Origin of the sequence: Anoxybacillus amylolyticus (genome assembly GCF_001634285.1) — a bacterium.
GTDB lineage: Bacteria > Bacillota > Bacilli > Bacillales > Anoxybacillaceae > Anoxybacteroides > Anoxybacteroides amylolyticum.
On sequence record NZ_CP015438.1, the window covers coordinates 2,708,574 to 2,733,095 of the forward strand.

Here is a 24,522-nt window from a genome sequence, read left to right on the forward strand (position 1 = left end):
CATCTCCATCTGACTCCCTTTCACGAAAAATGGCATATACGCTATCTTATCATATTCATGATTTTTTGCACAAACCGTTTGCGGTTATCAAAATGTGAAATCGTGAACGGCACGTTTCGTTCCATCACGATTCGCCATTCACGCATGACGTCCGCGGGAAATAAAAGCGCGGCTAAAAACCATGGTTTTTCCATGAACGTCCGCAACATTGGATGTTGTGTTAAAAACGCTACGGACCATTGAACGTGTGGCATGACGCGGCTTATGTACTGCAAATAATCAACGGCAGGGGGCGCAATTGCAAGTAAATCATAATCGATTAAATAACTACCTGTTTCCGTACGCAAAAAATTATGTGAGGCAACATCGCCGTGAATCATGGTCGTTTGTTCCGTGAAAAATGCTGAACGATAAGAAGGAAAATACGTAAAAAAAGCATTGGCACACGATAAAACAAACGAAAGTTCTTCCTTTTTCATTAACCGTTGTAACGCCGGCAGCATATGAAGAAACTGTCTATATCTCTCTAACCGCTTTTCGTATAAAAAATAACGCGGTACCATCGTCTGAAAAAACGGATGACGTACGAGTGGTTGGGAAAAAGCATGGTACGTACGAAGCAATATCAAACTATCCTCTCGGTCTTTTTCGATACGGTAATCCAATGAACGATGTGCTTGGATATATGGTTGTATCGTCCAGTAATCGTCTGAAAACGCAATAACTCCTTCAATAGAAGGCATCGCGAGAAATCCTTCTGTTTTTAATAACCGAAAAAGCATTTGTTGTCTTGATGCTTCCAAAAACGTTCGGTATTTTTTTAACACTTTTTTTCCACCGCTCGTTTCTATAAGGAACACATGTGGTTTAATCACGGTACATTTTTGTACTTTTATCCCATACTCTTTTTCAAGAAATAGGAAGAGACGATGCCAGCCATCGTCTCTTCGCTGTTTATTCATCATGCTCACTGCTTTCGCCATATTGCGGCATCATAAACAGTTGCTGCGGGCTTGGCGGAAAAGCAGACGGCTGCGGCGGTAACGGCGCAAACGGTGCTGAAAAACTAGGTCCTTGGGGTTGTGAATAATATGGTGCATATTGCAGCGAACCTCCGTAACTTGGCGGCAGCGGCGCATATCCTGGTAGCGGTGACGTCATATATTGTCCGGCTGTTGGCGCTGGCGCTTGGTATTGCTCATCCGTTGGGGATACCTCTGGGGACTGCATCCCTATTGGTGGGTACTGCATCCCTGCTGGCGACGTCGGGTACTGCATCCCTGCCGGTGGTGACGTTGGATATTGCATCCCTGCCGGCGGTACCATTGGGTACGGTATGCCCGCTGGCGGTGCTACTGGGTACTGGTACTGCATCCCTACCATTGGCGCAGTTGGGTACTGCATTCCTGCTGGTGGTGCTGGCGGCATCCAACCATGTGATTCGCTACTTTCATGAATACCTGGAAACATGTGCGAGCTACTTTCTACTTGCATCGGCATTGGTGCGGCTGGGTAGCCGACAAATGGCATTGATGGATAATAAAATCCATATCCAGGCATGACTGGCGTGACCGGCACACAATGTTCTTGCGGCTGTGCCTGCGGATTCGTTAGTTCGTTCGGTTGATTCGGTTGTGGCGCATATCCCCATGGCTGTTGCGGCTGCGGCCACATAGGAACGTATGGAACGGCTGGGAGTTCTGGCGGCGCATCGTGATGAACAGCTTTTTCTGGACTTTCGATATCTTCTACATCTGGCTTCATCATGTTTGGCAAAATATTTGCTGGCTTTGTGGGAAGCGGCGGCATGTTCCAATGCGCGTATGGATTAGGCGAAACGGGCGGAATTGTATAGGGAGCTTCCGCCGGCTTCTTATCGTTAGCCGCTTCTTTCATTACATTTTCTAGTGGTGCTTTTTCCGGTTCTTTTACAGGAGCCTTCGGTAATTCTTTTTTCTCTGCGGATGGCGCTTGCGGCTTTTGCGCAATCGGCGCTTTGGGCGGCTCTGGTAGCGGCTGTTGGATATTTGGTGTTTCCGGTGCTTCATTCATCGATGGATTGGCGTTCATGTTTGCTTCTTTCGGCGTTTCCTTTACTTTCGGGTTCACATTAACGTTCGGAGCTATTTCTGCCTCTATGTTAAACGAAACAAACGGCTTCGCTTCAGCATATGGATGTTCGATTGGCTCTTCTTTTTTCGGGTGCATATGAACGACCGTTTCTTTTTTCTGCATTTCTTTTTTCACTGGAACGCCGGCAGTTGGAATTTTTATTTTCATTCCTGGCATAATGTAATTTGGATCGCTTAAATGGCCATTTATTTTTTTCAATGCTTCAAAATCGACCCCATATTTTTGGGCAATTTTCCAAAGTGTATCGCCTTTTTGGACAATATGGATTTTCACTCCGTTCCCCTCCTACACCCACACGGTTTATATACCCTTTCGCCATCATCCTTCAACATAACTTATGAACTAGTTGCTGATTTTATGATAAAAAAATAAAGGCGCCCAAATGGACACCTTTTACGCGCGTGCAAGCATTCTCTCTAACGCCTTCACCGCGTCTGTTGCGATGGAATCAGGAACAGTAATTTGATTAATGATTTTTCCTTGTTCTAACGACTCGAGCGCCCAAAGAAAATGCGGTAAGTCAATACGATTCATCGTTAAACATGGACACATATATGGATTAAGCGAAATAATTTCTTTATCAGGGTGTTGTTGAATCAAGCGATTGACTAAGTTCATCTCTGTGCCAATCGCCCATTTGCTTCCCGCCGGGGCGTTGCGAATTGTTTCGATAATGTATTTTGTCGAGCCGGCATAATCGGACTGTTGCACGACTTCCCAGCTACATTCCGGATGAACGATAATGTTCATATCTGGTTTTGTTTGGCGAATGTGTTCGACATGTTTGACTGTAAAGTTTTCATGGACGGAACAATGTCCTTTCCAAAGAATGACTTTTACGCGGCTTATATCGCCTTCGTATTGCAACATATCCGTCAGCGGATCCCAGACAGCCATTTCGTCAAGCGCTACCCCTAGCTTATAGGCTGTATTTCTTCCTAAATGTTGATCCGGTAAGAAAAAGATGCGTTCTTTTTGCGTAAACGCCCATGCGACCATTTTATCCGCGTTCGAAGATGTCACCGTCGCTCCGCCGTTCCGACCGACAAACGCTTTAATCGCCGCTGTAGAGTTGACGTATGTTAACGGTAAAATCGTGTCGCCGAACAACTCTTGCAACATTGGCCACGCCCGTTCCACTTGCGTCAAATCTGCCATATCCGCCATTGAACAGCCCGCGCGCATATCCGGTAAAATGACTTTTTGCTCATCGCTTGTTAAAATATCAGCCGTTTCTGCCATAAAATGAACGCCGCAAAAGACGATATATTTCGCTTGTTTATTTTTCGCCGCCACTTGAGCAAGTTGCAACGAATCACCGGTCGCATCCGCAAATTGAATCACTTCATCTTTTTGATAATGATGGCCAGGAATAAATAGCCGGTCTCCTAGTTTTTCTTTAACCGCGCGTACGCGCGCTTCCATTGCTTCGACGCTCATCGTTTTATATACTTCCGGCATATTGTCTTGTTTTTGCATCATGTCCAATACGTTCATCGTTTCTCCCCCTATTTCCAACCTTTAATGTTAAAACTAATATCTAACGCTTTCGCAGAGTGGGTTATCATCCCTAACGAAATATAATCGACGCCGGTATCGCCGTATTGCGCTAAATTTTCAAGCGTAATGCCGCCCGATGCCTCGGTAATGATAGATGGTGGGACAAGCTCGACAAACGCTTTGATTTCTTCCGGCGTCCGGTTATCGAACATAATGACGTCCGCCCCTGCTTCGACTGCTTCGATGACTTGTTCTTTCGTTTCTGTCTCCACTTCGATTTTCACCATATGGCCAAGGCGAGCGCGCGCCGTTTCTACCGCTTTTGTAATCGAGCCACAAAACGCGATATGGTTATCTTTAATCATCACCGCATCATACAGCCCGAAGCGATGGTTGTACCCGCCGCCGCACGTCACCGCGTATTTTTCTAACATGCGCAGCCCTGGCGTTGTCTTTCTTGTGTCACAAATGCGCGTATGTTTGCTATTTAAAATCGTCACTGCTCGATGAGTAAGTGTGGCGATGCCACTCATGCGCTGCATGAGATTTAAAATGACGCGCTCACCGGTTAACAGCGGGGCAATCGGACCGGAAACTTCGGCTACAATTTCGCCTTTTTTCACTAACTCCCCGTCTCGTTTATAAAGCGTCACTGCAATCGACGGGTCAAGCAGGCGATAGCCAGTGACAAGCACATCCCTTCCCGAAAAGACGCCGTCTTCTTTTATTAAAAATACCCCCGTTGCTCGTTGGTCATTTGGAAAAATCGTTTCTGTCGTTATGTCGCGCTCACCGATATCCTCAAGAAAAAACTGTTGCAACATCTGTTGTAATTTAAGCGGATTCATTCTTTTCCTCCCACCTGTGCCAAAAGTTCCTCTTTTCTTCGCTCTATGCGTCGTTTCTTCCAGTACGCTTCTTCTTTTGGATAGTCCGAGCGATAATGTCCTCCTCGGCTTTCCGTTCGTTTTAGCGCCGATGTCGTAATTAGCCAGCCATTGAGTAGTAAAGAAGCGGCGGTCAATTGTTCGTCACTAAAGAACGACCAATCGGAAACGAGCAGTTCGTAGATAGAAAACTGTTCAAACCATTGTTTCGCAGTCGTTAAACTTATTTCATCCCTTACAATGCCGACATGTTTTGTCATCATCGTTTGAATGTTAGAAACCGAGGGCAGCCGTTTTGTAAACGGTACTCCCTCGTAGAAGGCGCACTCTAGCCGGTTTGTTTGCTCGTTGCGCAACGTTTCCGCAAGCCTTGCCCCAAATACGATTCCTTCTAAAAGTGAATTGCTCGCGAGCCGGTTTGCCCCATGAACCCCAGTGCATGCCGCTTCACCGACCGCATATAAGCCGGGAAGTGACGTTTTTCCCGATAAGTCTACTTGAATGCCGCCCATTAAAAAATGCGCGCCTGGGACGACCGGGAGTTTTCCGCCGTTGACATCCACTCCATACGCTTCGCACATAGCAGCAATCGTCGGAAAGCGTGTGTGGAAATGGGGAATGGTCGAAATATCTAAATACACGTGCCCCCCTCTTGTCATTTCTGCATGAATGGCACGAGCGACGATATCTCTTGGAGCTAAATCGCGTTGCGGATGCACATGTTCCATGAGCCGCCTTCCGTCCTCCGTCACGAGGATCGCGCCTTCTCCACGCACTGCTTCCGAAATAAGTCCTACCGCTTTTCCATCCACATAAAGCATCGTCGGATGAAACTGAACAAATTCCATATCGCTAACGACCGCGCCTGCTCGATAGGCAAGTGCAATACCATCGCCTGTCGCCGGCGGAGCGTTGGAGGTAAACGCGTATACATTGCCGCAGCCGCCGGTCGAAAGAACGACCGCATTTGCATAATGAGTCCCCGTTCTCGTTTTTACGCCTAAACAACGGCCGTCGCTAATGAGGAGGTCTGTGACGCTTTCGTCTTCTATTACCGTAACTTTTCCGTTCAGTTTTTCAAGCAAAAACGAAACGAGCGCTTTGCCTGTTTGGTCACCGCCAGCGTGTAAAATACGGCGGCGGCTATGTGCTCCTTCGTTGCCGAGCTGAAACTGCCCGGCTTCATCAATATCAAATTGCAATCCTTCTTTCACGAGTTCTAATAATCGAGCGGGTCCTTCCCGAACAAGTAGTTCGACCGCTTGCTCGTCGTTATGGAAAGCGCCGGCGATTAATGTATCTTCATAATGCAGTCGCCAATCGTCCTCTTTCGCAATCGCAGCGGCCACTCCCCCTTGGGCAAGCCACGAGTTGCTTTCTCTTGTTTTGGTTTTTGTGAAAATCATCACATTTTTATGCTCATGTAAGTGATAGGCTGTCATGAGCGCCGCTAGACCGCTGCCGACAATAATGACATCCGCTTGTGGCATACGTAAGCCCCCTGTTATTTTTTACTGTCTTGACACCTATATTGACATATAATTAAACTGATGACAAGAATTTTATTTTTCCAAATGAGAGGGAAGACGTATGATTTATCTCGACTTTGCTGCTACCACTCCGATGAGCGAAGAAGCGCTCGCCGTTTATACAGAAGTAGCGAGAACGTATTTTGGCAACTCCAGCAGTTTACACGACATCGGCAGCGATGCCGCCCGATTGCTTGCAATTTGCCGGAAACAGCTTGCGGAATTGATTAACGGAGAAGAAAAAGGGATTTATTTTACAAGCGGCGGAAGCGAATCGAATATTCTCGCCGTTCGCTCTATCATCGAAGCACATCGGCATAAAGGAAACCATCTTATCACAACATCAACAGAACATGCTTCACTTTATCACTTATTCCAGCAGCTAGAAACAGAAGGATATGACGTGACCTATTTGCCTGTCGATCGCTTCGGATGCATCGATTTAGCGGAGTTAGAGCAGGCGATTACAAACGAAACGATTTTCGCCTCCATTCATCACGCCAATTCAGAAATCGGTACGGTTCAACCAATTGCTGATATCGGGAAGATTTTACGAAGAAATGGCGTTATCTTTCATAGCGATTGTGTGCAAACATTTGGTAAAATACAGGTAGATGTGCAAGCGATGGGGATCGATAGCTTGTCTATTTCTGCCCATAAAATTTATGGACCCAAAGGAGTCGGTGCTGTCTACATCGACCCACGCATCAAGTGGACGCCTTGTTTTCATAACGCCACGCACGAATCGGGCTTTCGCCCTGGAACGGTCAATGTGCCTGGGATTGCTGCTTTCGTTACTGCTGCCCAGCAAATGTGCAGGGAACTTACGGAGGAAAAGATGCGATTAGAAGCGTTGCGGCAATATTTCCTTTCGCAAGTAGCGGAAAAACAGCTGTCCATCACGATTGAAGGGCATCCAGAGGAGCATTTGCCAAATATTATCGGGTTTTCTGTCCACGGCATCGAAGGACAATATACGATGCTTGAATGCAACCGTTACGGCTTTGCCATCTCGACAGGAAGCGCTTGCCAAGTCGGAAAGCAAGCACCATCAAGAACGATGGTTACGATCGGCAAAGAAGTAGAAGAAGCGAAACAATTTGTCCGCATTTCGCTCGGCAAACCGACGACGACAGAACAACTCGCAAAGTTGATTGCTGTGTTAGAAACCATTTGTCAAAAGCGAAAGGTGGGAAAAGACAATTGAAAGAGGAGAAAAAAATTTTTGGGGAAGAACGGCGCCAGTTTATTTTGCAATGGCTAAAAGAAAGCAATGAGCCATTGACGGGAGCAGAATTAGCCGCGAAGACGAACGTCAGCCGCCAAGTGATTGTGCAAGATATTTCGCTATTAAAAGCGCGCAATGAACCGATCATTGCGACAAGCCAAGGCTATTTATATTTAAAAACGCCAACGAAAAATGAAACATATACGCGCGTGGTCGCCTGCTTTCATACGCCAGAACAGACGAAAGAAGAACTTTATTTAATCGTCGACCACGGCGTCACCGTCAAAGACGTGAAAATTGAGCATCCCGTCTACGGCGATTTAACCGCGTCCGTCATGGTCAGCAACCGCCGCGAAGTGAACCAATTCATTCAAAAAATTAAAGAAACGAACGCTTCGTTTTTGCTCCAGCTGACAGACGGTACGCATTTGCATACGCTGGAAGCGGACTCGCCTGCTAAGCTGGAAGCGGCTTGTCTTGCTTTGCAACAAGCAGGATTCCTCATCGAATGACCGGATTCACTTACGAATGCTTCGTAATCTAATCCTTTTTTACATGTTGGTAAAACTTTTAATACAGAAATTTCAATTAATAAATCTATATAAATGCACATTGAAGTGTTAACATTTTTCCACTGTCGGGCGACTGAACAACACCGCTCCTAGACAAATGAATTTGTCTGGGAGGCGGCTCGTTGTTCGGTTCTCTGTCACGCGAACGCGTGACGCAGGCAAACCTTTGGCTTCCTCTGGCAGTCGAAAAAATAAGTGGAACTCTCCAGTTGCATGTATATATCTTAAAGCAAATATAATCATTAGGTGAGAACATGAGCATCCATCTTTTTAGTTTCTTCATCTTCGCTTTGTTGTTTGGGAGAAGCATTCAATACGGGGTAGAGAAATATATTCCGTCACCCATTCTTCAAAGTGTTGTTATTGTTTCTGTGATTGCTATATTTTTTATCACCAGCAGTGCAGTGTATAAGCGGTACCAGTTGGACAAGGTAAAAATCAAGCCAACAATATGGATTCCGTCGCTAGTGGTCACTCTTATTCTTGCTATAGCACTTTATGAACTGCATATTTTACCTAGTTGAGCCGACTCCCATTGGCTCCACAAATTAACCCCCAGCCGCGCGCGGCTGGGGGTTTTCTAAATAATATAATACGGATAACTTCCCAACACTTGCACGGTGCAGTCAAGCGCTTCGAGTTCGGCAATCGCGCCTGGGATAAGAACATCGTCCATCTTTTGGTCGATGTCGATGATGAAAAAGTAGTTGCCTAGCCCGGTTTTTGCCGGGCGGGATTCGATTTTCGTCAAGTTCAGACGGCGCCAAGCGAAGGCGGACAACACTTGATGGAGCGCACCCGCTTGGTCTTTCGGCAGCGTAATCATGAGCGTTGTTTTATCACCGGCATAAAGCGTCGATTGAAGCGGTAGCTCTTCGCTTTGTTTGCGGACGATAATAAAACGCGTATGGTTATAGTCGTAGTCATGAATGTTTGCTTTCACGATTTCTAATCCGTATTCTTTCGCTGCTAATTCGTTTGCAATGGCCGCAATCGGAAGGTGCGGATGCTCGCTTACAAACTTCGCCGCTGCGCTTGTCGAAGTCATATAGACGTATTTCGCTTTTTTAAACGTCGTATGCAAAAACTTATGGCACTGGGCAATCGCATGCGAATGCGAATAAATTTCGCGCACGTCGCTCCAATGATGCTTATAATACGGATGCACCATTAAATGTTGCTGAATCGGGGCGATAATCTCCCCGACAATCGGCAGCGGCTGTTCGTGAACTAAATAGTCAATCGTTAAATTCACCGACCCTTCGAGCGCATTTTCAAGCGGCACTACCCCTATCTCTACTTCCCCATTGCTTACCGCATCGATGCACTCCGGAATCGTATCGTATGCCCTTTTTTCCGCAAGTGGAAACATCGTCGTCACCGCTAAATCCGTAAACGTCGCTTTCGGTCCTAAATAGCCAATTTTCATCGTTCTCTCCCCTAATTCTAATACGCACCAGACCCTACAATTTCTACTTGTTCGACAAATTCCAGTCGGCGCAATTTTGCTAGCAGCTCTTCTAGCTCTTCTTTCATCTCGTTTGTACTAATCGACATCGTCACATTCGCCCGCCCTTGAAGCGGAATCGTTTGGTGAATCGTTAATACGTTGCAGCCGGCCGCCGCCACAACGCTAAGCAGCTTCGACAACGTGCCAGATCGGTCCTCTAAATGAAAAAACAACGTCACAATGCTTTCTTTCACAACCGTTTGAAACGGAAACACCGCATCGCGATATTTGTAAAATACGCTGCGGCTTACATCGACGAGCTGCACCGCCTCTGCCACCGAACTAACTTTTTTCCTATCCAGCAGCTCTTTTGCCTGTAACACTTTTCGCATCGCTTCCGGCAACACATCTTCCCGCACTAAATAAAACTTTTTATCCACCCTTCATCTCCCGCTTCGTTAGTCAACAAATTCAAATTCATAATCCAATAATTTCACCACATCTCCATCTTTCGCACCGCGCTCCCGTAACGCCTCATCTACACCCATCGAGCGCAATTGCCGTGCAAACCGGCGCACTGACTCCTCGCGCGAGAAGTCTGTCATTTTAAACAGTTTTTCAATTTTTTCTCCTGCCAAAATAAACGTTCCGTCGCTATCACGCGTAATCGTAAACGGTGCCTCTTCTTTTTCAAGTTTATACACTACCCGCTGTACCGCTGGCTCTTCTGTTTCGTGAAGCGGAAATTCCGGCGTCGTCTCTAACAAATCAGCAATCGCAAACAACAAATCACGCAACCCTTGTCTTGTAATGGCAGAAATCGGGAAAATCGGCACGTCTTTCGACACCTTTTCCTTAAACACCTGTAAATGTTCTTCCGCCCCTGGCATGTCCATTTTATTGGCGACGACAATTTGCGGGCGTTCCGTCAAACGCAAATTGTATTGCTTCAACTCTTCGTTAATGACGACATAATCTTCGTACGGATCACGCCCTTCCACAGCAGCCATGTCAATCACATGAACAATGACGCGCGTCCGTTCAATATGGCGCAAAAATTGATGCCCAAGTCCGACACCTTGATGCGCCCCTTCAATGAGCCCTGGCAAATCGGCCATGACAAAACTGCGGCCATCTTCCGTTTCGACGACGCCTAAATTTGGCACAAGTGTTGTGAAATGATAATCCGCAATTTTCGGTCTTGCGGCGGAAACGACCGATAGCAGCGTCGATTTTCCAACACTTGGAAAACCAACAAGACCGACATCCGCGAGCAATTTCAGTTCCAAAATGACATCGCGTTCTTCGCCCGGTTCGCCATTTTCGGCAATTTCGGGCGCCGGATTCGCTGGGGTCGCAAACCTCATATTGCCTCTTCCCCCTCGCCCACCTTTCGCAACGATAAACCGCTGCCCATGCTCCGTCAAATCGGCAAGCACTTGCTTTGTTTCCGCATCCATCACGACCGTTCCCGGCGGCACTTTGACAACTAAATCTTCCGCATTTTTACCGTGCTGGCCTTTCGACATGCCATTTTCACCTTTGGACGCTTTAAAATGGCGTTGGTAGCGAAAGTCCATGAGCGTACGGAGCCCTTCATCGACGATAAAAACAACGTCGCCGCCTTTGCCGCCGTCGCCGCCGGCAGGTCCTCCTTTGGGCACGTATTTTTCACGGCGGAACGCCACCATTCCGTTTCCGCCGTCACCGCCTTTCACATAAATTTTCACTTGATCGACAAACATGCGTGTTTCCTCCGTTCTATTCGTTCGTAATGTAAAGCAAAACCGTCATTTCCTCTTTATGTATGAATGCCTCCCCACAACGAATAGGGGCTTTCGGTGGATGACTGTCCAGCCACATAGCTAGAGCGTCGCCATCTTTTATTTTGCCACGGTAATCGAAAAACAACCGCACACTAGCGTCTTCTATCTCAATCGAGATGTCCAAATGATTTTCCCCAGAGGAATCGGCTTGTTGCTCAAGTTGCTGCAAAAACGCATCGCACCACGTCACTAGCAGCTCATCATACAGGGACAAATCGCCCCCGTCCCCAAGTATTTCGTATGATACGACGACATGATGCGCTTCCCAGTTGTATGTTAATAGCCATTCCGCAAACCGGCTTGCGTTTAAATTCGTCAGTTTCGATTCGTGTTGCATCTCCCGCACAATTTCTGCGATAATTTCGTGCACCCGCTCCAATTTATTGAGCGCCAAATTCCCTTTAATAAGCTGAATTTTGTTCAGCCAGTCATGACGAGAATGGCGCAACGCATCTAACACACTCCATCGTTTTTCCATCGACGCTCCTACCCATTCATTTTTAGAAAAATTATACCAAATGGTCAGTCAAACAGCTAGTCTAAATCATTTTTGCTAAATCAAAAAGAAAACCCTAACCAACACGGTTAGAGTTTTCCAATGCTTTATGCTTCTTGCGTTACAGGGTATACGCTCACTTTTTTGCGATCGCGACCAAGACGTTCGAAACGAACGATGCCATCTACTTTCGCATAAAGTGTATCGTCGCCACCACGGCCAACGTTTAATCCTGGGTAAATTTTTGTTCCGCGTTGACGGTAAAGAATAGAGCCGCCTGTTACGAATTGGCCGTCTGCACGTTTTGCGCCAAGACGTTTCGCAATAGAGTCACGACCGTTCTTTGTTGAACCTACCCCTTTTTTCGATGCGAAAAATTGAAGATCAAGTCTTAACATTGCTCGTCACCTCCTAGATTTGTCGGCAATTCGAATATATTTCCCATACTCTTTTTCAATCGTCTGCAATGAAACGAGCATCGCTTCCAAAAGAAGCTGCACTCTTTCGCTTGTTTGCGCATCTTCCACACTTGGAAGCTCACAGCGCAAATATCCGCTTTCTCCTTGCGTAATGCGCGGTTTTACGTTCGTTAAAGCCATTACCGCATTAATCGCACCAAACGACACTGCAGAGGCTCCAGCACATACGATATCTTGCCCGCGTTTCGCGAATTGGGCGTGTCCGCTCATCGTAAACGAGGCAATTTTTCCATCGTCTGTGCGCTCTACTTCCACATGTATCATCGTCGACGCCTTACGCGTTAATTTTTTCGATCACTACTTTTGTGTAAGGTTGACGGTGACCTTGTTTGCGGCGATAGTTCTTTTTCGGCTTGTACTTGAACACGATAATTTTCTTTTGACGGCCGTGTTTTTGTACTTTCGCCGTTACCGTTGCGCCTTCTACTGTAGGATTGCCTACTTTCACTATTTCGCCGCCGACAAATAATACTTTGTCGAACGTCACAGTTTCTCCTTCTGCAACGTCAAGCTTCTCGATGTAAACTTCTTGACCTTCTTGCACTTTAATTTGTTTTCCACCAGTTTCGATAATTGCGTACATTTGTTGCACCTCCTAATATAGACTAAGACTCGCCAGCACGAGGCGGTTCACGCGAACGCTTCTTACCTGCGCTGAGCGGTTGTAGCACGGGTGCTGTAACCACTTTTGCACCGAATTTTGTCCGCAACGAAGCAGCACAAAATTTTTCTACAACATGAAAAATAGTACCATAAAAAAAAGCGGACTGTCAATACGTCCGCCTCGTTTTCATCCATAGAGAAGCCGCCCGACAGGAATGTTTGGCTGCTTGTCGGCAAAAACGGCATGCAACAACTCATTTTCATCTAAAATGGCGCGATCCTTCGCTTGCTTCCCAACGATGATAGAATGTTTTTGCCCCCGATAAAATTTATCTAGAACGTTCCACACTGTTTCTGTTTCCTCCACGGTTAGCGGACGCCATTTTGCATATTGTCCTTTTTTGCCATAATACCTTTCCAACAAAAAGCGCATGATGATATACGGATGGTGTTTCCATTCTTTCCATAGGGAAAAAAGCAAAAAAACGACAATTAGCCAAAGATCCAATTGTTTCGGTGCAAAAAAGAAAATGCCCACAATGACAACAAATAACACTGCGCACGAATAGATAATGGTTTGCCGATGCGCACGGCTAAATGGGAGTAAACGCGTCAATAAAAGAAAGAGAAGCTTACCGCCATCGAGCGGCCAAACGGGCAAAAGATTGAGCGCAACAATCGCCACGTTATAATGGAAAAACAACTGCCAATAGGCAAATGACAATATATCGTATTTCCATAAAAGAAAGGCACCACCAACTAGCCAAACGTGCTGCGCTGGGCCAGCAAGCGTGACAACTAGCTCTTCGCGAAATGGGCGATTGCCGTATTCATCCATTTCTGCCACTCCACCAAACGGAAGCAATAAAATGCGCTTCACACGCCAAGAAAACCATTGCGCGGCAATAGCATGCCCTAATTCATGAATGAAAACAATCGAAAACAAAATAAGTAGTTGCTTAAAATGCGCCGTCACTACTGCCAGCCCGCTTAACAACCAAAAGAGCGGATGGAGATGAACTTTCGCCAATAATGCTACGTACTTATTCAAACGGAACCACCTGAATTGGGTCAATGAAGCGGTCGCCTTGCTTAATGGCAAAATAAAATACCCCTTTAGCGCCGTTTGTTTCGTTTGCCGCTTTTCCGACTTCTTTTCCCTTTTCAACAAAATCATACAGTTTGACCGTAATCGTTCCTAAATTCCCGTACCATGATTCGCTTCCATCCGCGTGTTGAATGATAACCGTTTTGCCGATTTTTTCTTTCGTTCCAGTGAAAATGACGATTCCTTCGCTCATGGCTTCCACCGAAGCATTATTGTCTGTTTCAACCATAATTCCTTGTCCATTTTCCGTAAATTTTTCAAGTACTCGCCCTGTCGCAGGAATCGCATAGGTCGGTGAATTCGATGACTTTTTCCCCTTTTCCGTAGGCAAAATGGCAAGTGGTTCACCAAATTGTTGTTCATACCATTTTGAGATGGCAGCAAATTGAAATTCTTGCGTCATCGTCTGTTTTACGAGCGAACGAATAGGCTGAAGCGTTTCGGACGGATTTTTAAACGCGATTGCTGCTATTAAGACGAGGCAAGCAGCAAAAAACGTTTTTACTAACACTAGTTCTTTACGAAAAAACGGCGGCTTCTCGTCCGTTACGTACCGGTCATACGTAACGATCGGCTGTCCGTATCGTTCTTCGTCGATCAGGTCAAACGGACGGGAAATTCGGCTCGTTTCTCGCTTTCGTCTTTCGATTCGTTTGCGAACGTCGCGCACACGCTTATCCATGTCTCACCATTCCTCCACCACCTGTTTGTACCAATGTATGAGACAAGTCGTGTTCGTATGCGAAAAAAAAGCTAGTGCCATCACACTAGCTTCGAACACCGAAAAATTTTTTTAGTTTGGAAAAAACGCCTTTTTGTTCTTCTTCTAACGGCTGCAGCGGTACCGATTCCCCAAGAATTCGTCTGGCGATGTTTCGGTAAGCAATCGATGCTTTGCTCGTCGGGTCAAGCACAATCGGCTCCCCATTGTTTGATGCTTTAATGACGTTTTCATCGTCGGCGATAATGCCTAATAGATCGATCGACAAATGCATGACAATTTCGTCAATATCAAGCATATCCCCATTTTTCACCATATGGCTACGAATGCGGTTAATGACAAGACGTGGAGGCTTAATATGTTCCTCTTTTTCTAGCAATCCAATAATCCGGTCAGCATCGCGCACGGCCGACACTTCTGGCGTCGTGACAACAATTGCCTCATCCGCCCCAGCGACCGCGTTTTTATATCCTTGCTCAATGCCGGCAGGACAGTCGATTAAGACGTAATCGTAATCTTGCTTTAATTCATCGACAAGCTGCTTCATTTGCTCCGGCATGACCGCTGATTTATCGCTCGTTTGCGCTGCAGGAAGCAAATATAATTTATCGTCAAAGCGCTTATCTTTCACTAACGCTTTTTGCACGGTACAACGCCCTTCGACAACATCGACTAAATCATAGATGATGCGGTTTTCAAGACCCATCACGACATCGAGGTTGCGCAAACCGATATCCGTATCCACAAGGCAGACGCGTTTTCCTAACAGCGCAAGCGCTGTTCCTAAGTTTGCGGTTGTAGTCGTTTTCCCAACGCCACCTTTTCCAGACGTAATGACGATAGCTTCTCCCACGGTTACAGTCTCCTTTCTATCCTTGTCAAATTCGGCCGCAAATGTGTCAGTAGCTGCAAACGATCGACGACAATTTGATTCGTGTCATCAATATACGCGCATTCCATTTCGCTCCGTTCTTCTGTCTTATAGTCTGGGGCGCGATTCATCACGTCGCTAATACGAAGTTGCATCGGCTTCATCACAGAAGCAGCGATAACTGCTTCTTTGTTGCCGTAACAACCCGCATGGGCAATGCCGCGCAATGCCCCGAGAATGAAAATGTTTCCTCCCGCAATCACAGTTCCGCCCGGATTGACATCGCCAATAAGCAACAAATCCCCATCTACGTGCAACACTTGACCGGAACGAATGATCTTGGCGACGGGTACAACCTCATTTTTTCGCTTCCATTCATATGCTTCTTCTTTCGTTACGACATTGCTCTCAATTGATCCGACGACTAAATTTTTCTTGCCACGAACGAGCGCCCGCACTTCCTCTTCTTGTGTCGGTGTAAAATAGCGGTTCCCGATTTTTAGATGTACGGAAATGAGCGGTCCGTCTGCATCCGCTGCATTTAAGGTTAATTTGTCATCTAGCTCTGTCATTAACTCCTCGTAAGAACACATATCATCGAGATGCAACGTCAACCCGTCTTTCGTTCCTTTTATTGTGACATATGATCTTTGCTTACTCACAACGTTCACCTCAACGGATAATTCTACAACTTTTGTCCATTTTCCTTGTCATTCTTCCCGCTCGCACATCTTTACTAACCGCTGTTTTAGCGGATACGAAAAAACAAGAAGAAAAAGGGCATTGACAAGCAATGTCGGCAACAGGCGATACGAATAAAATTGCTCGAACGACATCGTGGTTTTTCCGATTAGCAATTGAATTCCATATACATAACATTCAAGGACAGAAATGAACACCATACTAAGAAAACAAGTCACTGCTAAATGTGTGTGAAACCATTTCATCACCTTCGCTGCGATGTAAGCGATTAATGGAAAAGCAAACATATAAACGCCGAGAATCTCAGTATACACAACGTCGTATAATAGACCGAAAATTACGCCGTATACCATCCCATGTGTTCGCGTCACATAAACGGTGACAAAAAGAAGAAAAATTAATAAAAAGCGCGGCACAAACACGTACTGCTCATACCATAGATGTTTGGGCCATAACTCGACAAACAAGCTTTCACTAACAAAAAAAACAACTGAAAGAAAAGGAAGAAACAGCTTTCTCACTTCGTTTCCCCCTCTTGCACGGCATCAATTTTCCGTTTGACGACAATCACTTCGTCGACATCGTAAAAGTTAGCCGCTGGTTTGACGTATGCCATTTTCGTCAATCCATACTCATCTGGCACAACCTCTTCCACTTCGCCAATCGGAAGCCCTTTCGGAAAAATGCCGCCAAGCCCAGACGTTAAGACGAGTTGATTTTTTTCGATGTTTGCATCAAATGGAATCTGTTTAAAAAGCAGTGCTTGCCGCTTATCATCATATCCCTCAATCAACCCAAACACGCTACCGTCTTTTCCTTGGACGTAAGCAGAAATACGATTTTGCCTATCAATGGCGCTCAGTAGTTGCACCGTTGACGTAAACTGCGATGCATGCTGAATTTTTCCAATGAGTCCAGACGATGTAATCACCGCCATATCTTTTTTAATCCCTTGCTGTTCTCCTTTATTAATAATGACCATTTCTTGCCAACGGTCTGGGTTTCTTCCAATAACGGTCGCTTCAATGGGGATAAAATCACGCAAACTTTCTTTTTTATCAAGCACTGCACGAAGTTCTTCGTTTTCTTTTTTGAGCGTCTGCACCTCTGCTTCTAACATCACATACTCTTCTAACCGCGCTTTTAATAGCTTGTTTTCTTTATATGTATTTTTCATGTCTTGTACATTCTCAAAGAAGCCCGCAACGAGCTGTGCGGGCTGATGAAACAAAAACTGGACAAAACCGGAAGTATCTTTTACAAACTGCTCCGACCACGTTAATTCTTTCCGGTCCTTCAAAGAAAAACCAATCAATGCCACGAGAAAAATAATACTGACGAGCAATAAAATCAGTCGTTTGTTTAAAAAGAATTGTGGCATAGGTTACACCTTCTTACTAGTGATGATCTCTTGCTTTATTTTTAAACAAATGAATATGATCGAGCGCTTTTCCTGTCCCGATCGCAACGCAATCTAACGGATTTTCGGCAACGATGACTGGCATGTCCGTTTCTTTACTAATGACTTTATCGAGGTTGCGAAGCAATGCGCCGCCCCCTGTTAAAACGATGCCGCGATCCATAATATCCGCTGCTAATTCCGGTGGCGTTTTTTCGAGCGTATTTTTTACTGAATCAACGATTGCGTATACGGTGTCATGAAGCGCCCCGGCGATTTCTTCGGCTGTAATTTCAATCGTTTTTGGTAAACCGGTCAATAAATCGCGTCCACGAATTTCCATTGAGCCAATTCCTTCTGGGTTTCCAGCCGAGCCAATTTCGACTTTGATTGCCTCCGCTGTCCGCTCGCCGATCATTAAGTTGTACGTTTTGCGAATGTATTGAATAATGGCTTCGTCCATTTCGTCACCAGCGATGCGGATCGATTGGCTCGTGACGATGCCACCGAGCGAAATGACGGCCACTTCCGTCGTTCCCCCACCAATATCAACGACCATGCTTCCCGTTGGTTCCCATACTGGTAAATTCGCTCCAATTGCCGCTGCAAACGGCTCTTCAATCGTGTACGCATCACGCGCTCCAGCTTGTCTTGTCGCATCGATGACCGCACGCTCTTCCACCGCTGTAATTCCATACGGCACGCATACCATCACATACGGCTTTCCAGCGAAAAATCCCTTATTTTTCGACGCTTGATTAATATAATATTTCATCATAATCGCTGTCGTTTCGTAGTCAGCGATAACGCCGTCTTTCATCGGACGCAAAGCAACAATATTCCCAGGCGTACGCCCGATCATATTTTTCGCTTCGTTTCCGACGGCAACAATTTGTTTTGTATCTTTTTGCAATGCCACTACTGATGGCTCACGCACGACAATTCCTTTTCCTTTTACGTATACAAGAGTGTTGGCCGTTCCTAAGTCGATTCCAAGATCTCTTGTGCCAAATCCAAACATAGCATGTATCTTCCTTTCTGAAACGAAATACTTCTCGTTCATTTTATCCATTATTCTTTATTTTGTACAACACCGCCTGAAAACGGTGAAGAAAAACTCATAACTGTTATTATAGCGCATTCGTTAAAAAAAGAGAACTATTACACATATCCTTTTTCTTTCAAGCTGATGAATTTTTGGTCGCCGATAATGAGATGATCTAACAGCTCAATGCCGATAATGCGACCGCATTCGGCAAGTCTGCGTGTCACTTCGATGTCTTCACGGCTTGGGGTCGGATCCCCTGAAGGATGGTTATGGACGCAAATAATAGAAGCGGCAGAGCGTTTAATGGCTTCTTTAAATACTTCGCGCGGGTGAACGATGGAGGCGTTTAAACTCCCGATGAAAACCGTTTTGCGGTGGATGACTTGATTTTTCGTATTTAAATAAATGGCAACAAAATGTTCTTGGGATAAAAAGCGCATATCGTCCATCACATATTTTGCCCCATCTTCCGGCGAACGAATTACGTATCGTTCGTCATAAGTGAGGCGGCCGATGCGCCGACCAAGTTCAATCGCGGCTAAAATTTGAATCGCCTTCGCTTCGCCAATCCCTTTAATGCTCGTCATTTCTTCGACGGTTGCGTCTTTTAATAAACGAAGCCCTTCAAAATGGTGGAGCAAGCGCTGGGCAAGTTGCAGCACCGACTCTTTTTTTGTGCCTGTGCGCAGTAAAAGCGCTAACAGTTCTTGATTCGATAAGCTCTCCGGTCCGTCCGAAAGAAGCCGTTCTCGCGGCCGCGCCTCTTTCGGAACGTCGCGAATCATTAACGTCATGTATTCCCCTCCTTTTTCCAACCGAGTTTCGCTAATTCCCGTACTGTTTTGGCAAGAGGTAAGCCCATTACGGCATAATAATCACCGACAATGCGCTTGACAAACAATGCTCCTCTCCCTTGAATGCCGTATGCCCCTGCTTTATCCATCGGCTCGCCTGTTTCGATGTAAGCAGCAATTTCTTCTTCCGTTAATTCCCAAAATGTTACTTCCGTCCACTCGACAAACGTCGTTTCTTCGTGTGGAGAGATAATAGCGACGCCGGTAAATACGTCGTGCGTTTTCCCAGATAATGCGCGCAACATTTCGTGCGCTTCCTCCGTCGTCTTTGGCTTCCCGAGAATCTGTCCGTTATAGACGACGATGGTGTCCGCACCGATAATATACGCATTGGGATTCGTTGGTTGTACCGCTTTTGCTTTTTGAACAGCAAGCGTCTGAACGATTTGCTCTGGAGATTCGTTTGATTGGATTTGTTCGTCGATTTCACTAACGAGGACGTCAAAACGGAGACCAGCCATTTCGAGTAGCTGCCGGCGGCGAGGAGAACTAGAGGCCAAAATAAGCTGTGTCATATCGATCACCTTTCGTTTCAAATTGGAAGATACACTTGTATCGTAGCAAATTTCGTCATTTGATACAATTTTTTTGACAAAAAAAGAAGCATTTCGCTTCTTTCGACTTCATTTGACTTCTTTTTGCAACATGGCAAGCAAGTTTTGCTGCGCGTTCCAAAGAAGGAAAGTTTCTTTTTGTTTTCGATAAGCGATTAACGAAACATACGCTTTCTCGAGCTGCTCGCTTTTTTGCTTTGTTTCTTTATATTGCGTTTCTAGGCTTGTCCACGCTGTTTCTGAAACGTCGGAATTCGTGAGCAACTTGGTAGACAAATCCGCCATTGATGAATATAACGTTTGGCTAGTTTTGTCTTTGAGAGAAGAAACAACAATCGGTTTTACATATGTCGTCAATCCTCTTTGCTTAAAGTGTTCGACAAGCGGCGCAAGCGATGGTTTGTCCGCACCGACACCAATCCATATGGCGATCGGTTGTGTCCCGACGAGCACCGCCGGAATTTGCGAGGCTTGCAGCTGCTTAGCGTACGTTTTTGCTGCTTTTTCCTCACTGAATACCCCAGCTTGGATAACAGCAACGGTCAATGGCTCGGCCACTTCTTTGTTCGCTGGCGTTTCTTTCGCCAAAGAAACTGGTGAAAGTGGCAAAGAAGCCGTTTCTTTTTGTTTTGGCACGATGTGAAGGACAATAAATCCAAAGCTTGTCCCGATGATGACCGCTAACAAAATCGAAAAAAGCGCTGTTTTTACGCGAGTGTGAAGCATTCGTTTCATCGGTTTTGCGGGTGTTTTTTCAAAAGGAGCTAATACCGTAGATACCGCTTCCTCTTCGACAGTAGCGCTTATTTCGTTTTCTACGGCTAGCTTCTCCATCATAAAAGGGCGCTCTTCTCCGTTAATTTTCACCGTAATTTTCGTTTGCTCGTCCATTTTGTCACCATCCCATTTCGTCGATTCTTTGCTCATCTTATCATATTTGCGAAAAAAAAGAACAAGACATTTGTCGTCTCGTTCTCGAAGGTTTTCGTCAAATTTCGCATTAATTATCTTCAATAAGGGAGGTGGACAGTTCGTCTACTGGGATTTCCGCTTGCGTATCGCTATATGAACAAAGTTGTTTCGTTTCCCCTTTTAGACAAATAAAATAATTGAGCCGACCGTTTTCGTCTTTTTTAATCAACACGTACGATCGGTTTGTTTCGGTCGATAAAACGTTTCCGGTAAACGGGTCTTTGATTGGTTCAAGCACCCCATCTTCGACAAGCTGTTTGTACGTTAATGTTTCCGACGACCTCGGCTCCAAAAATTCAACTTTTTCCGCTCCAACATGAAGCCTCGCCGCTTCGTACATCGCATACGCATCGGAAACGAACGCGTGCAGGCGCATTTTTTCAATAACGTTCGTGACAATAATGACAGCAATCGATGCGACAATTCCTAAAATAACGATAACCGCAAGCAGCTCAAACAGAGTCATCCCTCGGTTCATCCGTGGCAGCATCGTATCCGCCCCCTCTACCGTTGCGTTGACGATTCATCGTCCGAAGACGGCGGAATTAACTCGGTTAATGGGTTTTGCTTGTCGCTTGAAGGCGGAACGTCAAACGGCGGTACTTGATTTTGCAAGCTTGCTAAGCCTGGATGGTAAAACGCGCTAACTGTTAACGAGTACGTTAACGGATGGACGGTCGATTCGACCGACGTCAGCTCCGGATTTCCTGTAAACGATAGCGATTCCACCGAAACGATGCGCGGCAATTGTTCTAACGTTTGTAAAAAGCGCTCGAGTTGATAATACGATGGCGATTGCACCGTCAACTGAACCGTTACCTTTTTTAAGCCAGCAGGAAGCGTAATGGAAGCTTTATTTTGTTGCGTAGTAGACGGTTGTTGGGTGGCGGAAGAAGCAGCAGCGCTTTGTTGTGATGCGCCTATCCCAGCATCTTCATTAAATGACATGTTCGGAATAAAGCTATCCGAAACGACTTCCGCTTTTTCTAAATCAAGCAAAAGTTGCTCTACAAGCGGTTTGACCGGCACTCGTTTTTGTAGTTCGACAGCGCTATCGATCATGTCTGTTTGCTGCTTTGCTGTTTGTGATTGCAGTGTAGTGACCAACTTTTGTTCATTTGCCACCGTTGTTTTTAATTCCGCCACACGGAGGTGAAGCGGTTTTAACGTATAGAAATAAAGAAAAGTAAACACGGCGCTGGCGACAACTAGCATCAATAACAATAACATCGCTTCGCGTTTTCCAATTCGAACAGTCATCGTTACTGCTCCTTTTTCTCGTTTAACGCATTTTTATTGACATGCAGCTCATATTGCGCTAAATAGCGCGGCAACACGTCGCGTTCTTCCGTTTTATTTTCATTTTGTTCGCCCGTCGTTGTAACGCTTTTAAGTTGCACGTCGGCAATAAACGGCGATTCTTCCAATCGCTTCAAATAATAAGCAGCATCTTCACTCGTATCAAACTGCACCGTGATTTTCACTGTTCCATCTTCTGTATAGGAAAAATTCATAAAAAAACCGCGCTCCGGCAGCTGTTTTGTTAATTCGCGCAACAAACGTACTGTTTTTAAAGGATATTGCTGCGCCCATTCGACCGTCTTTTTTAGTTCTTGCACTTCGTTTTGCGACTGTACACTTTGTTGTTTTTGCTGTTCTGCAGCCTCAAGCGCACGCAACTGTTTTAATTGTTCGGTGAGCGACTCCACTTGCTCGTTTGCTTGCTGGACAGAAAAATAAAAGAACACCCCACCAGCAAGCACCATCACAAACAATAGAAGAACACTAACGAGCAGCACGATATTTTTCGGTTCTTTTTTTGGCAGTAAGTTAACGTCGATGAGCATACGCTGTTCCCTCTTTTAGTCCAAGTCCCCAAGCTAAATGGTAGCGCGGTTCAATAGCTGATGCAAACGGCTCGGTTAGCCGTTCGACTGGAACGTCGAACCGCTCTTGCATCGCTTCATGAAGATGTGGCAATTTTGGATGGTCGCCCGTTAAAAAAATTTTTGTAATTTGAGCGTTCCCTTGTTGCAGTGAAAAACGATAAAAGTTCATGACTCGTTCGATTTCTTTATATACGTCTTCGAACGGACGAAACCATTCGTCTTGGCGAATAGTTTCATTGGGCACTTCAAACAACAATTGCCGCATAAAAATCGGCGCGTCGTTAAAAAAGGCGCTGACGTTGACAGAAGATTCATCGATTTGTACGATGAGCAAATGGTCGTCGCGCCGCACTTGGTCAGCGGCGTGAAAGAGCCGATAGACGCATAGCGGCGAAACGTCGGCTACGATCGGTCGAACGTTTACTTCTTCTAACAGTTCCGCGTAATCTCGAACAATTGGTTCTGGAGCAGCAAACAATAAGATCGTAAGTTTTTCGCTCGTTTTCTCTAGTAGCGCGTAATCAAATACCGGATGTTCAAACGGTAAATGAATCGTCGTTCCAAGCTCCATAAATAAATAGCCGCGAATTTCATCTTCTTGTAAATCAGCTGGCAATGAAAGCCGGCGAATGACGACGACCGGGTCGGGAACGAGAAAACGGACGCGTCTATTTTTTAACTTCCATTCGTCCACACATTCTTCTAAAATCATCGTAACCGTTTCGCGATCCATTATTTTCCCATCATGAATGAGCCCTTTTGGCAAGTCGCGCTCCCCATGTTTTTGAATCGTAAACGGATCGGTCGGTTTTAGTTCTACATAGCGAATGACATGGTCTTTGATGACAAGGTTAGCTACTTTGTGCCGCGGTTTGAATAAATTCATCCTATTCATATTGTTTCCCTCGTATTAAAAGAAAATCCATTGCTTATACCATTCGATAATCGCTTGTCCAAAAAAATAGGCGGTGAATGTCCCAAACACAATGTAAGGTCCAAATGGCATTGGCTCTTTGCGGCGTACTTTGCCGAGCGCTATCCCAATCAGACCAAACACCGTCCCGTAAACGGTCGAAAAAAAGAACGCTAATAACACCATTTTCCAGCCGAGGACAAAGCCGAGGAGGGCGAATAGTTTAATGTCACCCCCACCCATGCCGCCTTTGCTTGCGACAGCGATACCATACAATAGGAAAAAGCCAACGAAAGCGCCAATAAGTGAATCACTCCATGGAGAAAACGGAATAAAAATACGTTCGATGATAAAAAAAGCTGCAAACAAAAGCAGCACTCGGTCAGGAATAATCATATAGCGAATATCAGAAACAAAAATAATCATTAATAATGACACGAGCGTCCATGTCACGATCAATTCTTTTGACCATCCCACCAAAAAAGGCGACATCGTAAAAAGAATCGCCGTCATGAGCTCAACCGCTGGATAAAGCGGCGAAATGCCAACCCCACATCCTTTACACTTCCCACGTTGCACCACATACGAAACGACAGGAATAAGCTCCCACGCCGTCAGCGTGCGCTGACAACGTGGGCAATGCGAACGAGGTTTAACAATCGACTCCCCCACCGGCACCCGTAGCCCGACGACGTTGAAAAAAGAGCCGAGAAGGAGGCCGAGAAAAAAAACATAAAGATGGTCAAGTAAAATGGCAATAAACATATTTATCGACTAGCCCTTATTTT

At 45.6% G+C, this 24,522-nt stretch carries 29 protein-coding genes and 1 other annotated feature; of the genes, 2 read left to right on the forward strand and 27 right to left on the reverse strand.

All coding sequences use genetic code 11. The features are described from left to right. Positions 1–41: 41 nt before the first annotated feature. From GFC30_RS13930 to nadB, 5 genes are all read right to left on the reverse strand, one after another. A complete protein-coding gene (locus GFC30_RS13930) occupies positions 42–983 on the reverse strand; it encodes a phosphotransferase (protein ID WP_084256384.1) in 942 nt (313 codons plus the stop codon). After that, on the reverse strand, positions 955–2,406 hold the full coding sequence (safA, locus tag GFC30_RS13935) for a SafA/ExsA family spore coat assembly protein (RefSeq protein WP_066326441.1): 1,452 nt from the start codon (positions 2,404–2,406) through the stop codon (positions 955–957). The genes GFC30_RS13930 and safA overlap by 29 nt, the downstream gene beginning before the upstream one ends. Before the next feature lie 120 nt (positions 2,407–2,526). Continuing rightward, entirely contained in the window at positions 2,527–3,630 is a 1,104-nt protein-coding gene (nadA, locus tag GFC30_RS13940) for a quinolinate synthase NadA (RefSeq protein ID WP_066326442.1), read from the reverse strand. Between the two features lie 11 nt (positions 3,631–3,641). Beyond that, positions 3,642–4,481 (reverse strand): carboxylating nicotinate-nucleotide diphosphorylase, encoded by an 840-nt coding sequence (gene nadC, locus GFC30_RS13945; RefSeq protein WP_066326443.1) that lies wholly within the window; start codon positions 4,479–4,481, stop codon positions 3,642–3,644. After that, on the reverse strand, positions 4,478–6,010 hold the full coding sequence (nadB, locus tag GFC30_RS13950; RefSeq protein ID WP_066326446.1) for an L-aspartate oxidase: 1,533 nt from the start codon (positions 6,008–6,010) through the stop codon (positions 4,478–4,480). Before nadB ends, nadC begins: the two co-directional genes overlap by 4 nt. Positions 6,011–6,110: 100 nt before the next feature. On the opposite strand from nadB, the gene GFC30_RS13955 reads away from it, so the two are divergent. Then, positions 6,111–7,256: an IscS subfamily cysteine desulfurase gene (locus tag GFC30_RS13955; protein ID WP_066326448.1), complete on the forward strand. Its 1,146-nt coding sequence runs from the start codon at positions 6,111–6,113 to the stop codon at positions 7,254–7,256. After that, on the forward strand, positions 7,253–7,789 hold the full coding sequence (locus tag GFC30_RS13960; protein WP_066326452.1) for a transcription repressor NadR: 537 nt from the start codon (positions 7,253–7,255) through the stop codon (positions 7,787–7,789). Before GFC30_RS13955 ends, GFC30_RS13960 begins: the two co-directional genes overlap by 4 nt. Positions 7,790–8,429: 640 nt before the next feature. Here GFC30_RS13960 and pheA read toward each other — a convergent pair. The 22 genes from pheA to GFC30_RS14075 form a co-directional block, all read right to left on the reverse strand. Continuing rightward, positions 8,430–9,278: a prephenate dehydratase gene (gene pheA, locus GFC30_RS13970; protein WP_066326455.1), complete on the reverse strand. Its 849-nt coding sequence runs from the start codon at positions 9,276–9,278 to the stop codon at positions 8,430–8,432. Between the two features lie 17 nt (positions 9,279–9,295). Then, positions 9,296–9,739 (reverse strand): ACT domain-containing protein, encoded by a 444-nt coding sequence (locus GFC30_RS13975; RefSeq protein ID WP_066326456.1) that lies wholly within the window; start codon positions 9,737–9,739, stop codon positions 9,296–9,298. 18 nt (positions 9,740–9,757) lie between these two features. Then, a complete protein-coding gene (gene obgE, locus GFC30_RS13980) occupies positions 9,758–11,044 on the reverse strand; it encodes a GTPase ObgE (RefSeq protein ID WP_066326457.1) in 1,287 nt (428 codons plus the stop codon). 16 nt (positions 11,045–11,060) lie between these two features. After that, on the reverse strand, positions 11,061–11,603 hold the full coding sequence (locus GFC30_RS13985; protein WP_066326459.1) for a sporulation initiation phosphotransferase B: 543 nt from the start codon (positions 11,601–11,603) through the stop codon (positions 11,061–11,063). Between the two features lie 125 nt (positions 11,604–11,728). Beyond that, positions 11,729–12,019: a 50S ribosomal protein L27 gene (gene rpmA, locus GFC30_RS13990; RefSeq protein ID WP_044742903.1), complete on the reverse strand. Its 291-nt coding sequence runs from the start codon at positions 12,017–12,019 to the stop codon at positions 11,729–11,731. A 6-nt stretch (positions 12,020–12,025) separates the two neighbouring features. Continuing rightward, a complete protein-coding gene (locus GFC30_RS13995) occupies positions 12,026–12,364 on the reverse strand; it encodes a ribosomal-processing cysteine protease Prp (protein ID WP_066326460.1) in 339 nt (112 codons plus the stop codon). 10 nt (positions 12,365–12,374) lie between these two features. Continuing rightward, positions 12,375–12,683 (reverse strand): 50S ribosomal protein L21, encoded by a 309-nt coding sequence (rplU, locus tag GFC30_RS14000; RefSeq protein ID WP_066326461.1) that lies wholly within the window; start codon positions 12,681–12,683, stop codon positions 12,375–12,377. A 15-nt stretch (positions 12,684–12,698) separates the two neighbouring features. Then, positions 12,699–12,774: a sequence feature (ribosomal protein L21 leader region), on the reverse strand. A gap of 116 nt (positions 12,775–12,890) precedes the next feature. Then, positions 12,891–13,754 carry a M50 family metallopeptidase gene (locus GFC30_RS14005; protein WP_066326462.1) on the reverse strand — a complete coding sequence of 288 codons (864 nt, stop codon included), beginning with the start codon at positions 13,752–13,754 and terminating at the stop codon, positions 12,891–12,893. Continuing rightward, positions 13,747–14,493 carry a M23 family metallopeptidase gene (locus GFC30_RS14010; protein ID WP_066326463.1) on the reverse strand — a complete coding sequence of 249 codons (747 nt, stop codon included), beginning with the start codon at positions 14,491–14,493 and terminating at the stop codon, positions 13,747–13,749. The genes GFC30_RS14005 and GFC30_RS14010 overlap by 8 nt, the downstream gene beginning before the upstream one ends. A gap of 85 nt (positions 14,494–14,578) precedes the next feature. Next, positions 14,579–15,385, reverse strand: a complete 807-nt coding sequence (minD, locus tag GFC30_RS14015) for a septum site-determining protein MinD (protein WP_066326465.1) — start codon at positions 15,383–15,385, stop codon at positions 14,579–14,581. 2 nt (positions 15,386–15,387) lie between these two features. Next, a complete protein-coding gene (gene minC / locus GFC30_RS14020; RefSeq protein WP_066326466.1) occupies positions 15,388–16,074 on the reverse strand; it encodes a septum site-determining protein MinC in 687 nt (228 codons plus the stop codon). Positions 16,075–16,113: 39 nt separating this feature from the next. After that, the gene (gene mreD, locus GFC30_RS14025) at positions 16,114–16,626 is read right to left on the reverse strand and encodes a rod shape-determining protein MreD (RefSeq protein WP_066326467.1); all 513 of its coding nucleotides are present in this window, start codon (positions 16,624–16,626) and stop codon (positions 16,114–16,116) included. Then, complete coding sequence (gene mreC, locus GFC30_RS14030) at positions 16,623–17,486, reverse strand: rod shape-determining protein MreC (protein ID WP_066326470.1); 864 nt, start codon at positions 17,484–17,486, stop codon at positions 16,623–16,625. Before mreC ends, mreD begins: the two co-directional genes overlap by 4 nt. Before the next feature lie 16 nt (positions 17,487–17,502). After that, entirely contained in the window at positions 17,503–18,525 is a 1,023-nt protein-coding gene (locus GFC30_RS14035) for a rod shape-determining protein (protein ID WP_066326472.1), read from the reverse strand. Between the two features lie 140 nt (positions 18,526–18,665). Next, positions 18,666–19,346 carry a RadC family protein gene (gene radC / locus GFC30_RS14040; RefSeq protein ID WP_066326473.1) on the reverse strand — a complete coding sequence of 227 codons (681 nt, stop codon included), beginning with the start codon at positions 19,344–19,346 and terminating at the stop codon, positions 18,666–18,668. Next, positions 19,343–19,921, reverse strand: a complete 579-nt coding sequence (locus GFC30_RS14045; protein WP_066326475.1) for a Maf family protein — start codon at positions 19,919–19,921, stop codon at positions 19,343–19,345. Before GFC30_RS14045 ends, radC begins: the two co-directional genes overlap by 4 nt. 108 nt (positions 19,922–20,029) lie before the next feature. After that, on the reverse strand, positions 20,030–20,851 hold the full coding sequence (locus tag GFC30_RS14050; RefSeq protein WP_066327442.1) for a hypothetical protein: 822 nt from the start codon (positions 20,849–20,851) through the stop codon (positions 20,030–20,032). A 109-nt stretch (positions 20,852–20,960) separates the two neighbouring features. Further along, positions 20,961–21,422, reverse strand: coding sequence for a pilus assembly FimT family protein (locus GFC30_RS14055; protein ID WP_066326476.1), 462 nt, complete (start codon positions 21,420–21,422; stop codon positions 20,961–20,963). A 14-nt stretch (positions 21,423–21,436) separates the two neighbouring features. Next, a complete protein-coding gene (locus tag GFC30_RS14060; RefSeq protein ID WP_066326477.1) occupies positions 21,437–22,192 on the reverse strand; it encodes a pilus assembly protein PilO in 756 nt (251 codons plus the stop codon). A gap of 2 nt (positions 22,193–22,194) precedes the next feature. Then, the gene (locus GFC30_RS14065; RefSeq protein WP_066326479.1) at positions 22,195–22,779 is read right to left on the reverse strand and encodes a PilN domain-containing protein; all 585 of its coding nucleotides are present in this window, start codon (positions 22,777–22,779) and stop codon (positions 22,195–22,197) included. Further along, complete coding sequence (pilM, locus tag GFC30_RS14070; RefSeq protein ID WP_066327444.1) at positions 22,763–23,707, reverse strand: type IV pilus biogenesis protein PilM; 945 nt, start codon at positions 23,705–23,707, stop codon at positions 22,763–22,765. The genes GFC30_RS14065 and pilM overlap by 17 nt, the downstream gene beginning before the upstream one ends. A gap of 24 nt (positions 23,708–23,731) precedes the next feature. Continuing rightward, a complete protein-coding gene (locus GFC30_RS14075; protein WP_066326480.1) occupies positions 23,732–24,499 on the reverse strand; it encodes a prepilin peptidase in 768 nt (255 codons plus the stop codon). Positions 24,500–24,522 lie beyond the last annotated feature (23 nt).

What these genes read in the sequence shown, in the direction of transcription:
- nadB (WP_066326446.1), bottom strand. Translation starts at nt 6,010, where the DNA reads ATGCCACAAGCGGATGTCATTATTGTCGGCAGCGGTCTAGCGGCGCTC.
- GFC30_RS14050 (WP_066327442.1), bottom strand. Translation starts at nt 20,851, where the DNA reads ATGGACGAGCAAACGAAAATTACGGTGAAAATTAACGGAGAAGAGCGC.
- GFC30_RS14045 (WP_066326475.1), bottom strand. Translation starts at nt 19,921, where the DNA reads ATGACACAGCTTATTTTGGCCTCTAGTTCTCCTCGCCGCCGGCAGCTA.
- nadA (WP_066326442.1), bottom strand. Translation starts at nt 3,630, where the DNA reads ATGAACGTATTGGACATGATGCAAAAACAAGACAATATGCCGGAAGTA.
- mreC (WP_066326470.1), bottom strand. Translation starts at nt 17,486, where the DNA reads ATGCCACAATTCTTTTTAAACAAACGACTGATTTTATTGCTCGTCAGT.
- nadC (WP_066326443.1), bottom strand. Translation starts at nt 4,481, where the DNA reads ATGAATCCGCTTAAATTACAACAGATGTTGCAACAGTTTTTTCTTGAG.
- pilM (WP_066327444.1), bottom strand. Translation starts at nt 23,707, where the DNA reads ATGAATTTATTCAAACCGCGGCACAAAGTAGCTAACCTTGTCATCAAA.
- GFC30_RS14060 (WP_066326477.1), bottom strand. Translation starts at nt 22,192, where the DNA reads ATGACTGTTCGAATTGGAAAACGCGAAGCGATGTTATTGTTATTGATG.
- GFC30_RS13930 (WP_084256384.1), bottom strand. Translation starts at nt 983, where the DNA reads ATGGCGAAAGCAGTGAGCATGATGAATAAACAGCGAAGAGACGATGGC.
- GFC30_RS14065 (WP_066326479.1), bottom strand. Translation starts at nt 22,779, where the DNA reads ATGCTCATCGACGTTAACTTACTGCCAAAAAAAGAACCGAAAAATATC.
- rpmA (WP_044742903.1), bottom strand. Translation starts at nt 12,019, where the DNA reads ATGTTAAGACTTGATCTTCAATTTTTCGCATCGAAAAAAGGGGTAGGT.
- GFC30_RS14055 (WP_066326476.1), bottom strand. Translation starts at nt 21,422, where the DNA reads ATGCTGCCACGGATGAACCGAGGGATGACTCTGTTTGAGCTGCTTGCG.
- GFC30_RS13955 (WP_066326448.1), top strand. Translation starts at nt 6,111, where the DNA reads ATGATTTATCTCGACTTTGCTGCTACCACTCCGATGAGCGAAGAAGCG.
- GFC30_RS14075 (WP_066326480.1), bottom strand. Translation starts at nt 24,499, where the DNA reads ATGTTTATTGCCATTTTACTTGACCATCTTTATGTTTTTTTTCTCGGC.
- GFC30_RS14010 (WP_066326463.1), bottom strand. Translation starts at nt 14,493, where the DNA reads ATGGATAAGCGTGTGCGCGACGTTCGCAAACGAATCGAAAGACGAAAG.
- pheA (WP_066326455.1), bottom strand. Translation starts at nt 9,278, where the DNA reads ATGAAAATTGGCTATTTAGGACCGAAAGCGACGTTTACGGATTTAGCG.
- radC (WP_066326473.1), bottom strand. Translation starts at nt 19,346, where the DNA reads ATGACGTTAATGATTCGCGACGTTCCGAAAGAGGCGCGGCCGCGAGAA.
- GFC30_RS14035 (WP_066326472.1), bottom strand. Translation starts at nt 18,525, where the DNA reads ATGTTTGGATTTGGCACAAGAGATCTTGGAATCGACTTAGGAACGGCC.
- GFC30_RS13985 (WP_066326459.1), bottom strand. Translation starts at nt 11,603, where the DNA reads ATGGAAAAACGATGGAGTGTGTTAGATGCGTTGCGCCATTCTCGTCAT.
- GFC30_RS13995 (WP_066326460.1), bottom strand. Translation starts at nt 12,364, where the DNA reads ATGATACATGTGGAAGTAGAGCGCACAGACGATGGAAAAATTGCCTCG.
- rplU (WP_066326461.1), bottom strand. Translation starts at nt 12,683, where the DNA reads ATGTACGCAATTATCGAAACTGGTGGAAAACAAATTAAAGTGCAAGAA.
- obgE (WP_066326457.1), bottom strand. Translation starts at nt 11,044, where the DNA reads ATGTTTGTCGATCAAGTGAAAATTTATGTGAAAGGCGGTGACGGCGGA.